Source organism: Stappia sp., from assembly GCF_965276915.1.
In the GTDB taxonomy this organism is placed as follows: Bacteria; Pseudomonadota; Alphaproteobacteria; order Rhizobiales; family Stappiaceae; genus Stappia.
Window position 1 is genome coordinate 2445372 of the sequence record NZ_OZ255709.1, and the last position, 12740, is coordinate 2458111.

13 protein-coding genes are annotated in these 12740 nt (G+C 70.7%); all 13 read left to right on the forward strand.

Annotated features, from left to right (window positions below):
* Window positions 1-137 precede the first annotated feature (137 nt).
* The 13 genes from ACQY46_RS11435 (at window position 138) to ACQY46_RS11495 (ending at window position 12732) form a co-directional block, all read left to right on the forward strand.
* Window positions 138-674 carry a YcgN family cysteine cluster protein gene (locus ACQY46_RS11435; protein ID WP_428700357.1) on the forward strand — a complete coding sequence of 179 codons (537 nt, stop codon included), beginning with the start codon at window positions 138-140 and terminating at the stop codon, window positions 672-674.
* A gap of 806 nt (window positions 675-1480) precedes the next feature.
* Complete coding sequence (locus ACQY46_RS11440) at window positions 1481-3484, forward strand: bifunctional metallophosphatase/5'-nucleotidase (RefSeq protein WP_428700358.1); 2004 nt, start codon at window positions 1481-1483, stop codon at window positions 3482-3484.
* Between the two features lie 1078 nt (window positions 3485-4562).
* Window positions 4563-5165 (forward strand): hypothetical protein, encoded by a 603-nt coding sequence (locus ACQY46_RS11445; protein WP_428700359.1) that lies wholly within the window; start codon window positions 4563-4565, stop codon window positions 5163-5165.
* A complete protein-coding gene (locus ACQY46_RS11450) occupies window positions 5110-6390 on the forward strand; it encodes a DNA-packaging protein (RefSeq protein ID WP_428700360.1) in 1281 nt (426 codons plus the stop codon). Before ACQY46_RS11445 ends, ACQY46_RS11450 begins: the two co-directional genes overlap by 56 nt.
* 103 nt (window positions 6391-6493) lie before the next feature.
* Window positions 6494-7705, forward strand: coding sequence for a phage portal protein (locus ACQY46_RS11455; RefSeq protein ID WP_428700361.1), 1212 nt, complete (start codon window positions 6494-6496; stop codon window positions 7703-7705).
* Entirely contained in the window at window positions 7705-7890 is a 186-nt protein-coding gene (locus ACQY46_RS11460) for a hypothetical protein (protein ID WP_428700362.1), read from the forward strand. Before ACQY46_RS11455 ends, ACQY46_RS11460 begins: the two co-directional genes overlap by 1 nt.
* A 711-nt stretch (window positions 7891-8601) precedes the next feature.
* Window positions 8602-9192, forward strand: a complete 591-nt coding sequence (locus tag ACQY46_RS11465) for an HK97 family phage prohead protease (RefSeq protein ID WP_428700363.1) — start codon at window positions 8602-8604, stop codon at window positions 9190-9192.
* A gap of 49 nt (window positions 9193-9241) precedes the next feature.
* Window positions 9242-10522 carry a phage major capsid protein gene (locus ACQY46_RS11470; protein ID WP_428700364.1) on the forward strand — a complete coding sequence of 427 codons (1281 nt, stop codon included), beginning with the start codon at window positions 9242-9244 and terminating at the stop codon, window positions 10520-10522.
* Between the two features lie 84 nt (window positions 10523-10606).
* Window positions 10607-11176: a head-tail connector protein gene (locus ACQY46_RS11475; protein ID WP_428700365.1), complete on the forward strand. Its 570-nt coding sequence runs from the start codon at window positions 10607-10609 to the stop codon at window positions 11174-11176.
* Window positions 11173-11508, forward strand: coding sequence for a head-tail adaptor protein (locus tag ACQY46_RS11480; RefSeq protein WP_428700366.1), 336 nt, complete (start codon window positions 11173-11175; stop codon window positions 11506-11508). Before ACQY46_RS11475 ends, ACQY46_RS11480 begins: the two co-directional genes overlap by 4 nt.
* On the forward strand, window positions 11505-11912 hold the full coding sequence (locus ACQY46_RS11485) for a DUF3168 domain-containing protein (protein ID WP_428700367.1): 408 nt from the start codon (window positions 11505-11507) through the stop codon (window positions 11910-11912). The genes ACQY46_RS11480 and ACQY46_RS11485 overlap by 4 nt, the downstream gene beginning before the upstream one ends.
* 43 nt (window positions 11913-11955) lie before the next feature.
* Entirely contained in the window at window positions 11956-12369 is a 414-nt protein-coding gene (locus ACQY46_RS11490; protein ID WP_428700368.1) for a phage major tail protein, TP901-1 family, read from the forward strand.
* Window positions 12370-12372: 3 nt separating this feature from the next.
* Window positions 12373-12732 (forward strand): GTA-gp10 family protein, encoded by a 360-nt coding sequence (locus ACQY46_RS11495; protein ID WP_428700369.1) that lies wholly within the window; start codon window positions 12373-12375, stop codon window positions 12730-12732.
* Window positions 12733-12740: the final 8 nt, after the last annotated feature.

The window sequence follows — 12740 nt, forward strand, 5'->3', positions numbered from 1 at the left end:
GAAAATACTTGCGGACATTCGCACGCGCGCCGCCGCGTCCGCAAGGCCGGGAACCCCTCGGGCAGCGCGCCCCTCGTTTTACTCCCGATCCGTCGGGCCTTTCAACAAGTGACAGCACAGCGCCCCGGGAAAGAGCGATGGACCCTGAGATGATCGACAAGGCAGCGGGCGGCGCGCAAGAAAGCGTCGAGGCGCCGTTCTGGAAGCGCAAGGGGCTGACCGGGCTCACCGACGGCGAGTGGGAATCGCTGTGCGACGGCTGCGGCCGCTGCTGCCTCAACAAGCTGGAGGACTGGGACACGGGCGAGATCGCCTGGACCTCGCTCGCCTGCACGCTGTTCGATGCCGGCACCTGCCGCTGCGGCGACTACGAGAACCGGCTGGAGAAGGTGCCCGACTGCCTGCCGCTGACGCCCGAGACCGTGCCGGACCTGACCTGGCTGCCGCCGACCTGCGGCTACCGCCTGGTGGGCGAGGGGCGGGACCTCTACTGGTGGCACCCGCTTGTCTCCGGCGATCCGGGCACGGTGCATGCCGCCGGCATCTCGGCGCGGGGAAAGACCTTCCCCGAGGATGGCGTTCCGCTGGAGGACTACGAGAATTTCCTCGTCGACTGGCCGGGCGAGAACCCGATGGAGGAGAAGGTGCAGGCGGGGTTCGTCGAGCGGCGGTGAGTGCGCGCGAGACGGGATGCGGTTTGCGTTCCCGTCGGTGATCGGGGTCAGGTCAGGGCTCGACCGCAGCCGGAGCCCCACCCTCGGGCCGTCACCCCGGGCAAGCATCGCGCGACCCGGGGTCTATTCGTTGCCAGAGCTGTGGTGGAACAAGCGTGGAGGCCGCGTGCCGGCTCAACCCGGTTGGCGTTGGAGAGCCAGAGGTTTGCCGCGACCGCCGAGCGTTCTTCACAACCGCCGGGGTTGCCAATGGATCCCGGATCAAGTCCGGGATGACGGCGGAGAGGAGGCGAGGGTCGACGATCAGCCGCCACCCCACCCCAAGCGGTCCTCTCCAACAGCAAGGCCGGCACTCAACTGCCACCCCACACTCAGGCCGTCACCCCCGCCGGAGCGAAGCGCAGAGCGGGGGCCCATTCGTTCCCAGAGCGAGTGGGATGAGGCTGAGGCGATTGCGCTGCGGGCCTGCCGCAACGGTCGAGCGTTCCTCGCAACCGCCAAGGTTGCCAGTGGATCCCGGATCAAGTCCGGGATGACGGCGGAGAGGGAAGCGCCCTACGTCCTGCTCCGGTCGGGGCTGCCATTGGCTCCCGGGTCGCGGCTTCGCCTGCGGCCGGGATGACGGCCTGTGAGGCAAGGGAGGAACGGAGCGGGTGCGATGATCCGCGCCGTCAGGCAACTTTCCGTAGCGTGAATTTAAAAGTGTTCACAAGGCCTTGGCGATTGTGGGCGGACACAGAAGCGTCACACGGCTGAGATGTGTCTTTGAAATGAGACGGGCTCACGCATTCCGCGAGAGGTCCGCAATGACATCCTTCACCCGTCGTTATTTCCTGTCTTCCGCCGCAAGCCTTGGCGCGCTGGCCGCCCTGTCGCCGGTGCTGGTGCGCCGCGCCGATGCCACGCCCGGGCCGGGCGAGTTGCAGATGGTCGCCGCCCGTCCCAACCCGGCCGGCGCGGCCGAGCGCATCTTCCTGCTGAAGGGCGATCCGCTGGCCGGTCCGGTGACCACCATCGTGGCGCAGGACGGCGCGCCGGTGCCCGGGCGCCGGCTTGCCGACGGCGAGCGTCACGTGCTGCGGCTGATGCATTTCAACGACATGCACAACCACATGACGGACATGCACGCCAAGCGCGGCGACACGCACCGCATGGCGCAGATGGTCAAGCGCGTGAAGGAAACGCGCGCCGCCGCCGCCGCCAACGAGACGGTCCTGTTCCTGTCGGGCGGCGATGACCACACCGGCTCGATCTTCGACGAGCTGCTGGGCTGGGCCGAGGCGGAATACGTGGTCGACGCGGGTTACCGCGCGGCCTCGGCCGCCGGTGTCGACATCGCCGTGCTCGGCAATCACGAGTTCGACCGGGGCGCGGCCCAGCTGAAGCTCGGCATCGAGCGGGATGCCGCCTTCCCGCTGCTGTCGGCCAATGTGGCGGGCTCTGCCCATGTGGCGCGCGACCGCGACTATGTCGCCGCCGCCATCGTCGAGGCGAACCGCCTGCGCGTCGGCGTCATCGGCCTGACCACCAATATCGACATCCGCACCGGCACCAAGGCCGATCCCGCCATGCGGGTGGCAAGCCCGGTCGAGGCGGCCGCGAACCTCTACAAGGCGGTGGAAGCGGTCTGCGACGTGGTCGTGATCCTCTCCCATTGCGGCTACGGCAAGGGCATGCACAAGTCCGGCAAGGCGGGCGCGCTGCGCGAGATCGGCGAGGGCGACTTCGCCATTGCCGAGGCGGTCGGCCCGCTGGCGACGAAGCCGGTGGTGATCATCGGCGGCCATTCGCACACCGAGCTCAACACCGACGGCATCGATCCCGACAACATGGTCTCCGGCGTGCTGCTGACCCAGGCCAAGGCCAATGGCGCCTTCCTCGGCGAGATCGCCATGTCGATCGCCGCCGGCGAGGGGCGCGACAAGTGGTTCTCCAGCGTGGCGCTGCATCCGGTGAAAAAGCGCGACGACACGGTGGCGGAGGGCGCCGAGGGGTATGGCGCGCTCGAGCATGACGGCGACTATGACGCCGGTTTCGAGGCCGAGGTGATGGCCCCGATGATCGCGGCGCTCGACGACAAGCTCGCCGAGGTGATCGGCACTGTCGCCGCCGACGCGCCGGTGTCGACCGAACAGACCCAGGCGACCCGCTATATCGGCGAGACGGCGCTCGCCAACTTCATGAACGACACGCTGGTGCGCCAGTCGGCGACCTTCCCCGGCGGGGCGGTCGACTTCTCGCTGTTCAACGCGACGGGCCTGGCCCGGGGCATCGCGCCGGGTGAACCGCTCAGCTTCCGCTCCTGGTTCGACGTCATGCCCTATGCCGACCAGGTCGAGATCGCGACCATGACGGGCGCCGAGATCCGCGACATACTGACCTCCAACGCCAGGCGCCTGCTGCGGCCGGAAGAGATGGCGGATGCGGACCTTTCCGCCTTCGTCTCGCGCGGGTTGCTGCATTTCTCCTCCGGCATCCGCTACAAGGTGGAGCTGGGCGAGACGGCGGCCGGTGCGAAGGCCGTCGACATCACGCTTGCCGGGCAGCCGGTGGAGGAGGTGCTCGACCGGCGCTTCCGCTTTGCCTTCAACACCTATGTGATGCTCGGCGCCTTCTCGGAAGCCTGGAACGGCAAGCCCATCGGCGGCGGCGTTGCCGGCGAGATCGCCACGCCCGACCTGCGCAAGCTGCCGTTCGAGAACACCGGCCTCGTCTATCGCAACGAGCTGATCGCCGCGATCCGCGAGATGGGCACGGTGACGCGGGCGCAGGGCGCCGATCTCGACGGGCGTCTGGTGGTCGCCGGCTGAGGTTACCTGCCGCGAAAGGACAGAGGCGCCCCGCCGGGATTTCCGGCGGGGTGAGGAATATGAGCCTAGGAAAATAATCCTTGACAGCGCGACGCTGGTCAGGTAGGGTTCAGGCATGGTCGCAGAAATGCGGCTGCAGCGAATTCAGGATGGCGGCGGACCGAAAGGCCCGGCCGCCGTTTGCGTTTGGAGGGCCTTGGGCCTCGTCATGCAGAGGCGTGGGGCTGTCACCATCCCTCCTCTGTCTCCCCTCTCTGCCCCCCCTCTGTCCCCTGCCGGGGACATCTCCCCCTCAAGGGGGGAGAGGGGTGCGAGAGGCGAGGCTTGCAAGCCGGCCGGCGGCGCGGGGAGCGGGGACCTGTTCGTTGTCAGAGCGGAAGCGATGGGATCACGGCGTCCGCGTATCGGTCCTGTCCTGTGGCAGAGAAGAACGTCACCACACCTGCCGTATCCGCAAAGGAACATCGCCCTGCCGGGGTTGCCAATGGATCCCGGCTCTCCGCTTCGCTCCGGCCGGGATGACGTCCGAGAAGAAGGCGAGGTCGGGGCACCCGCCGCCCTTCAGGCCGTCCGTCCTCGGCCTTGACCCGGCGCTCCGCGCTCACACCACCCTCAGGCCGTCACCCCCGGCAAGGCGAAGCCGCGACCGGGGGCCCATTCGTTTCCAGAGCAGCGGCGGTGGGAACGCGGAGGCCGCTTCGGCCCGCAGACACGGGACGCGCCTGCCGCGACCGTCGGGGACGGTCACAGTCGCCGGGGTTGCCAATGGGCCCCCGGTCAAGCCGGGGGTGACAGCCGAGGAGGAGGCCGGGACCTGCGTAACAGCGGCGGCTTCGAAGCAGGGCGCCCCGAGCAAGGGGATGCGCCTCGCGCTTTCCCCGGCGGGAGGCAGAAGGCCCGAGCGCATGGCGGGCGACGGTCTCGCGGGCAACCGCCTGCCACGCAAGAATTCACCGACCAGGGAGAGCTGCATGACCGGGTCCGAGGGGCAACCGGAAGGGCGGGGTGCGTCCGCGTCGGCGCGGGAGGCGGGGGCGCACCGACTGCGGCCGGGGAAACCACCGACAGGGAGAGTTGCATGAGCGGGACCAGACAGGAACCGGACGGACAAGGCGCGGCCGCGCCCGGACCGGGTCCCGCCCGCAAGCAGCACCTGCGTCTCGCACCCGAGGTCTGGCGCCAGGCGCGGCATCTCTACGAGGACGAGGGGCGGGGGTCCGCCGAGCTTGCCGAGCGCTTCGGCGTGACGCGGGCAACGGTCGAGCGGCGCGTTCGGGCCGAGGGTTGGGTGCGTCAGGAACAGTTGCGCGCGCTGATGGAAAGCGGCGACACACGCGGCCTTGCCCGCATGGTGGCGCGGCTGATCGCCGCCTTCGAGGCGCAGGTCCGCGCGGTGGAAGCCCAGTTCCAGGACGAGGCGGGCAATGATGGCATGGCATCCGCCCTGGACGCGGCCGCGGTGGAGCGCAACGCAAGGACGCTTGGCAGCCTGGCCAAGACGCTCGACATCCTGATCGAGCTGCGCAGCGGACTTTCGACCGACGACGACGGAGCGGAAAGGGATGCCGATGCCCTCAGGCGGGACCTTGAGAAGCGCCTTGAGCGTCTGTGCCGGGAAGCACCTGTTGCCGCAGTTCCTGGCCGGCCTCGGTCCGGCCGAACTCGCCTTCCTGCGCCATGACTGGGAATTGTGGGCGCATGACCACCAGAGCGAGCCCGACGGCGACTGGCGCACATGGCTTTTGATGGGTGGACGCGGCGCGGGCAAGACCCGGGCCGGGGCCGAATGGCTGCGCGGCGCGGTGGAGCGGGCCGCGCGGCGAAGCCTTGGTACCGCCGAGCCCTTGCGCATCGCGCTGGTCGGCGAGACGCAGATGGATGCGCGCGAGGTGATGGTGGAGGGCGTCTCCGGGCTGATGGCGGTGCATCCGCGCCATGAACGACCGCAATGGCTGCCGTCCCGGCGGCGGCTGGAATGGCCCTCGGGTGCGGTGGCGCAGGTGTTTTCCTCCGAGGACCCGGACGCGCTGAGGGGGCCGCAATTCGCGCTCGCCTGGTGCGACGAACTGGCCAAGTGGCGCTATGCGCAGGAGACCTGGGACATGCTGCAATTCGGCCTGAGGCTCGGCACAAGACCGCGCCAGCTGGTCACCACCACGCCGCGTCCGATCCCGCTCCTGAAACGGCTGATCGCCGATCCGGCGACGCGTGTCGTCACCGCCCCGACCGAGGCGAACGCGGCGCATCTGGCCAAGGGCTTCGTCACCGCGATCCGCGCCCGCTACCACGGCACGCGGCTCGCCCGGCAGGAACTCGACGGCGAACTGGTGGGGGCCCGCGAGGGCGCCATGTGGTCGCGCGAGGGGCTGGACGGGATCCGCGTCGAGGTGGCGCCCGAACTGGTGCGCATCGTCGTTGCCGTCGATCCGCCGGCAAGTGCGACGCGCCGTTCCGATGCCTGCGGGATCATCGCCGCCGGCATCGACGCGAAGGGCATCGTTCATGTGATCGCCGACGCGAGCCTGCAGCAGGCGACCCCCTCGCGCTGGGCAAGGGCGGCGGTCTCGCTGTGGCGCGACCTCGATGCCGACTGCCTCGTCGCCGAGGTCAACCAGGGCGGCGACATGGTCGGCGCGGTCATCGCCGGTGCCGATCCGGGCGCGCCGGTGAAGCCGGTGCGGGCACGGCGCGGCAAGTGGCTGCGGGCCGAGCCGGTCGCCATGCTCTACGAGCAGGGCCGGGTGCGCCATGTCGGCGACTTCGCCGCGCTGGAGGACGAGATGACGGACTTCACCACGGAAGGCCTGTCGAGCGGACGCTCGCCCGACCGGCTGGATGCGCTCGTCTACGCGCTCCACGAACTGGCACTGGCCAAGGGCGGCGTGCCGCGCCTGCGCAGCATCTGAGCCTCCTCGAAACCGCTTTTGAATCAGTCTCGCAGAAACCTGAATCAGCGTCTCAGGTGGCGGAATCGTTTTCTCAAGTTGCACCGGAAAGGAAAGTCATATCATGGGCTTGCGCAGCATGTTTGACGCGTTTCTTCGCGCGCCCGCCGAAGCGAAGGCCTCGCGCACGGGGCCGCTCGTGGCGCTTGCCCATGCCGGCCGCCCGGTGTGGACGCCGCGCGACTACGCGGCGCTGGCGCGGGAGGGATACGCGCGGAACCCGGTCGTGCACCGGGCGGTCAGGATGGTCGCGGAAGCCGCCGCCAGCGTGCCGATGGTGCTCTATGACGGGGAGCGGGAGGTTGACGAGCACCCGCTGCTGGCGCTGCTGGCGCGGCCCAACGCGATGCTCTCCGGCACGGCGCTGATGGAGGAGGTCTACGGCCATCTGCTGGTCGCCGGCAATGCCTATCTGGAGCGCGTCGACATCGACGGCGCGCCGCGCGAACTGCATGCGCTGAGGCCCGACCGGGTGCGCGTGGTGCCGGGCCGCGACGGCTGGCCGGAGGGGTTCGACTATACGGTCGCCGGACGCACGGTGCGGATCGCGGCGGACGCCCGCGACGGCCGTCCGGGCGTGCTGCACCTGAAGATCTTCCATCCGCTCAACGACCATTACGGCTTCGCCCCGATCGAGGCGGCGCAGGTCAGCCTCGACCTGCACAATGCCGCCGGGGCCTGGAACAAGGCGCTGCTCGACAATGCCGCGCGGCCCTCCGGCGCGCTGGTCTATGGCGGGGCGGAGGCGGGCAATCTCTCCGACGAGCAGTTCGAGCGGCTGAAGAAGGAGCTGGAGGACGGCTACCAGGGGCCGCGCAATGCCGGACGGCCCTTGCTGCTGGAAGGCGGGCTCGACTGGAAGCCGATGGGCTTCACCCCGCGCGACATGGATTTCATCGCGGCGAAGAACCAGGCGGCGCGCGAGATCGCGCTCGCCTTCGGCGTGCCGCCGATGCTGCTGGCGATCCCCGGCGACAACACCTATGCCAACTACCAGGAGGCCAACCGGGCGTTCTGGCGCCAGACCGTACTGCCGCTCGCCGGCCGCGTCGGCGAGGCGCTGGCCCGCTTCCTGGCACCGGCGGACACGCGGGGCCTGAGGCTCGCGCCCGATGCCGACCGGATCGAGGCGCTGGCGCCCGAACGCGGCGCGCTGTGGGAGCGCATCGAGCAGGCCTCCTTCCTGAGCCTTGCGGAAAAGCGCGTCGCCGTCGGCTACGGGCCGGAGCCGGAGGGCGGTACGGGGGCGGACGCCGCGCGGGCGGGAGAGGGGTGATGGATCCGCTTGCCGCCTATATCGGCGGGCGCGGCGACCTTGCCCATCTGGTGCTGTTCCTGTGGGCCAGCTCCGCATCGAGCCTGCTTGTCTGGTCCTTGCGCGAGATGGTCCGCTCGAACCGCCGCTTCGACGATTTCGTCGACGCCATCGCCCGGCTCAACCGGATGATCGGCGAGGATTAGGGGCGGGGGGCGCGTCTCTTCTGTCCCCTTGAGGGAAAGAGGCGCAGAACGGTGCTTGCCACCCTCTCCGGTGTCATCCCCGCCTCCGAGCGGGGATCCATTGGCAACCCCAGCAGGCATGACGGCTTCGATCAGTCGCGGCAGGCGTCGAGCCCGCCGGCAGCAGCGGGTCGGAACAGCGCTCTGTCGCCGAGGCCTTGTTGCCGCTGCTCTGGGAACGAATGGGCCCCGGGTCGCGGCTTCGCCTTGCCCGGGGTGACGGCCGAGAGTGGGGCGCGGCTGAGAGCCGGCCTCGCTGTTGTGGGGTGACGGCCTGAGCGCGGGGCAGGCCGTGAACCTGGCCCGCCGGAGCCGGGGTAACGACCTGAGCGTGGGGTGGCGTCTTCGCCGCTCACGGCAACGGAAAATCACCAAAAGGGAGATCCAGACGATGACGCACCGTGATGCGGGGCGCGGTTTCGCGCGCCCGCGATCCATGTCGACGGGCTGCTGCCCGGCAACCGGGGGCGGCGGCCGGGGCGCCGCCATTGCGGCCGAGTGCCGCCCGTCCGCGCCCTCATCATCGGCGTTGTTCCCGTCCGCATCCTTCCGGTCCGCGCCCGGTCAGTCGGCTCCCCATGTGAAGCGGGCGCACCGGGCGGTGTTCGCCCGCTTCGCGCTGTCGCTTCGCATCGCGATCCGCCGGCGGGCCGGCAAAGAGGGAGTGCCCGCATGAGCGTTGTGCAGATCGCCATTGCCAATGCGGGGGCCAACGCGGGGGCCAACGCGGGGGTGAACGGGGGGGCGAGCGGGGGCGCGAACGGGGGCGCGCGGCCGGCAGCGGGCATGCGAACCGCCGCGGGAGCGGGCGCGCGCGTCTCCGGTTATGCGAGCCTTTTCGGCACGCCGGACGATGCGCTCGACCTGGTGCTGCGCGGCGCCTTTCGCCGCTCGATCAGGGAGCGCGGGGCGCACGGCATCCGCTTCCTCTGGCAGCACGACCCGGCCCGGCCCATCGGCGTGTGGGAGAGCGTGCGGGAAGACGCGCGCGGCCTGCATCTGAGCGGCCGGCTCGTCACCGGCACGCAGGCCGGACGGGACGCGGCGGCGCTGGTCGGGGCCGGCGCGCTCGACGGGCTCTCCATCGGCTTTCGCACCCGCTCGGCCCGCCGCGACCCGGCAACCGGCATCCGCCGGATCCACGACATCGATCTCTGGGAAGTGTCGCTGGTGACCTTCCCGCTGCATCCGCTGGCGCGCCTCGACGCGCGGCCCGGCGGTGCCGCAGCCGGCGGCGGCGGACCGTCGCCGCTGCACGCTTGAACCGAACTTCCCTTTTGCAACCGACCATCCGAGAACGGAGCATTCGACCATGAGTGACAGCAACAGCCGGCCGGCACCGGCCACCGCCCTGCAGGCGCCCGAGACCAAGGCGGTGACCGGGGACGAGGCGACGCGGCGCGAACTCGACGAGATGCGCGCCGCCTTCACCGCCTTTCGCGAGGTCAATGACGAGCGGTTGGCCGAGATCGAGACGCGCGGGACGGCCGATGCGCTGACGGGCGACAAGCTCGCCCGCATCGATGCCGCGCTCGACCGCCAGCAGCAGCGTCTCGACACGCTGGCGCTGAAGGCGGCGCGGCCGCCGCGCGGCGAGGGCGGGGAGAAGGCGAGCGGGGCGCCGGACGAGCACAAGTCCGCTTTCCTGGCCTATATGCGCAAGGGCCGCGAGGACGGCTTGCGGGTGCTGGAGCAGAAGGCGCTGTCCGTCGGCTCCGATCCCGATGGCGGCTATCTGGTGCCGGAGGAGACGGAGGCCGGCATCCTGCGCCGCATGGCGAGCGTCTCGCCGATCCGTGCCATCGCCGGCAACCGGCAGGTCTCGGCCAGCGTCTTCAAGAAGCCGTTCTCGATCGCCGGCCCGCAATCGGGCTGGGTGGCGGAAACGGCGGCGCGGCCCGAGACCGGCTCGCCGACGCTCGCCGAACTCTCCTTCCCGACGATGGAGCTCTACGCCATGCCGGCGGCGACCGCCTCGCTGCTCGACGACGCGGCGGTCGATGTCGACGCCTGGATCGCCGAGGAGGTGGAACTGGCCTTCGCCGAGCAGGAGGGCGCTGCCTTCGTCAATGGCGACGGCGTCAACCGGCCGCGTGGCTTCCTCGATTATCCGAGCGTGGCGGAGGCCTCCTGGAGCTGGGGCAGTCTCGGCCATGTGGCGACCGGCGTCGACGGGGCGTTCCCGGCCGCCGCTCCCGGCGACGTTCTGATCGACCTGGTCTACGCGCTGAAGGCGGGCTACCGGCAGAACGCCCGCTTTGTCATGAACCGTCGCACCCAAGGGGCGGTGCGCAAGATGAAGGACGGCGACGGCAACTACCTGTGGCAGCCGCCGGCATCGCTCGGCGCTCCGGCGACCCTGATGAGCTTCCCGGTGACCGAGGCCGAGGACATGCCCGACATCGCCACCGACGCGCCGGCGATCGCCTTCGGCGACTTCCGGCGCGGCTATCTGGTGGTCGACCGGACCGGGGTGCGCATCCTGCGCGATCCCTATTCGGCCAAGCCCTACGTGCTGTTCTACACGACCAAGCGCGTCGGCGGCGGCATGCAGGATTTCGACGCGATCAAGCTGCTCGCCTTCTCCGCCTGAGCGGAACATGGCGGGAGGTCGGGGCAGGAAGCCCGGATCTCCCGCCGATTTGCCCGACACCCACGCAAGCGATGAAGGACGGTCATGACCGCGATCGTAACGACGCCGCCGGCGAGCGAGCCGGTGACGCTGGAGGAGGCGCGCGCGCAGCTGCGCCTGACGGGCGAGGCCGAGGACGGCCTCCTCGGGAGACTGATCGCCGCCGCCCGCGCCCAGGTGGAACGGGCGACGCGCCGGGCGCTGGTCACGCAAGGCTGGCGGCTCTATCTCGACGCCTGGCCGCCGGGGCGCGTCGTGCGCCTGCCGGTCGCGCCCGTCGCGACGGTCGAGACGGTGACGGTCTATGACGGGGACGGGGTGCCGGTGGCGCTCGATCCGCAAGTCTACCGGCTGGATGGCGCGGCCGAACCGCCCCGGCTGAAGGTGGCGGCCGGGGCGCCCGCCGGGATGACCGGCTTCAACGGCATCGAGATCGACTTCATCGCCGGCTACGGAGGCGACGCGGCTGCCGTGCCGCAGCCGCTGCGCCATGCGGTGCTGCTGCTCGTCGCCCACTGGTTCGAGCATCGCGAGGCGATGGCGGACCCCGGTGCGCTCGGTACGCCGCCCGGGGTCGCCGCTCTGCTCGCCTCCTACCGGACGTTGCGGCTGTGAGCGGGCGCGGCGGCGCGGGCCTGCTCGACCGCGCGATGCGGCTGGAGCGGCCCGAACGGATCGAGGCGGCGGACGGCGAGGCGCAGACCGTTTTCGCCGATACCGGTCTCGTCTTCGTGGCGCTGGCCCCGGCGAGCCTTGCCGAGCGGCAGGCGGGCGGGCGGATCGACGGCGTTGCAAGCCATGTCGGCCGGTTGCGGCACGGCACCGGGATTTCCGGCGGATGGCGGCTGCGCGACGAGGGCCGCGTCTTCGAGGTGCTGGCGGTCGATGACAGCGCCGCGCGGCGCACCGGCCAGGTGCTGTGCCTGCTGCAGGAGGAGGGACGGTGAGCGCGCTCGCCGCGCTGCGCGGCGCGCTCGTTGCCTGCCTGCGCCAGGATGCGGGCCTGCAGGCCTTGCCCGTACCGCCTGCAATCCACGACGGCGCACCACGCGCCGCAGCGTATCCGTTCGTCGAGATCGGCCGGATCGACACACGGCTGCTCGCCGCCGTGCCGGAAGAGGGCGAGGTGTCGCAGGTCGAGATCCTCGTTCATTCGCGCAAGACGGCACGCGGCGAGGCGGCGGAGATCCTCGACGGCGCGCGGACGGCGCTCGCCGGGCTCGGCGCGCATCTGTCCGGCCATCTGCTTGTCAATGCGGGCGATCCCGAAACGCGGCTGGAGCGGCTTGCCGACGGGCGCACATGGCGCGGGCGGCTGCGGCTGCGCGTCGTCACCGAGCCGGCCGGCTGAGCCGACGGCACGTCTTCAACCGGGCAGATACAAGGAGGCGGTGATGGCCGCACAGGCAGGCAAGGACCTTCTACTCAAATGCGACGCGAGTGGTGCGGGGGGCTTCGTCACCATGGCGGGCCTCAGGGCCCGGCGCATTGCGCTCAACGCGGCGAGCGTCGACATCACCGATGCCGACAGCGCCGGGCGCTGGCGCGAGCTGCTGGCCGGCGCCGGCACCCGCTCGGCCGGCGTTTCGGGCGGCGGCATCTTCCGCGACCAGGCGGCGGACGAGACCGTGCGGGGGCTGTTCTTCGACGGGCTGATCCGCGACTGGCAGGTGGTGATCCCCGGTTTCGGCATGATCACCGGGCCGTTCCAGGTAGTGACGCTCGACTATGCCGGCACCCATGACGGCGAGGTGACCTACGAGATCGCGCTGGAATCGGCCGGCCAGCTCGCCTTCGCGGGGGACTGAGCCATGGCCAACCGGAGACGGGGCGAGATAGACGCGACGATCGAGGGCCGTCGGCACGTGCTGGTGCTGACGCTCGGCGCGCTGGCGGAGCTTGAGGAGGCCTTCGCCGCCGAGGACCTGGTCGCGCTGACGGAGCGTTTCTCCGGCGGACGGCTCTCGGCGCGCGACATCACCCGCATTCTTGGCGCGGGCCTGCGCGGCGGCGGCGCGGAATTCAGCGACGGGGAGGTGGCGCGGGCGCGGTTCGGCGGCGGCGTGCCGGAAATGGCGCGGCTGGCGGCCGACCTGCTGCGCGCGACGTTTCTCGATGCCGGCACAAAGGACAGCAACGAGCAGGGCGGCCCCAGCGATGCCGATGCCTGAGGCCTTTC

What these genes read in the sequence shown, in the direction of transcription:
- ACQY46_RS11435 (WP_428700357.1), top strand. Translation starts at nt 138, where the DNA reads ATGGACCCTGAGATGATCGACAAGGCAGCGGGCGGCGCGCAAGAAAGC.
- ACQY46_RS11440 (WP_428700358.1), top strand. Translation starts at nt 1,481, where the DNA reads ATGACATCCTTCACCCGTCGTTATTTCCTGTCTTCCGCCGCAAGCCTT.
- ACQY46_RS11445 (WP_428700359.1), top strand. Translation starts at nt 4,563, where the DNA reads ATGAGCGGGACCAGACAGGAACCGGACGGACAAGGCGCGGCCGCGCCC.
- ACQY46_RS11455 (WP_428700361.1), top strand. Translation starts at nt 6,494, where the DNA reads ATGGGCTTGCGCAGCATGTTTGACGCGTTTCTTCGCGCGCCCGCCGAA.
- ACQY46_RS11460 (WP_428700362.1), top strand. Translation starts at nt 7,705, where the DNA reads ATGGATCCGCTTGCCGCCTATATCGGCGGGCGCGGCGACCTTGCCCAT.
- ACQY46_RS11465 (WP_428700363.1), top strand. Translation starts at nt 8,602, where the DNA reads ATGAGCGTTGTGCAGATCGCCATTGCCAATGCGGGGGCCAACGCGGGG.
- ACQY46_RS11470 (WP_428700364.1), top strand. Translation starts at nt 9,242, where the DNA reads ATGAGTGACAGCAACAGCCGGCCGGCACCGGCCACCGCCCTGCAGGCG.
- ACQY46_RS11475 (WP_428700365.1), top strand. Translation starts at nt 10,607, where the DNA reads ATGACCGCGATCGTAACGACGCCGCCGGCGAGCGAGCCGGTGACGCTG.
- ACQY46_RS11490 (WP_428700368.1), top strand. Translation starts at nt 11,956, where the DNA reads ATGGCCGCACAGGCAGGCAAGGACCTTCTACTCAAATGCGACGCGAGT.
- ACQY46_RS11495 (WP_428700369.1), top strand. Translation starts at nt 12,373, where the DNA reads ATGGCCAACCGGAGACGGGGCGAGATAGACGCGACGATCGAGGGCCGT.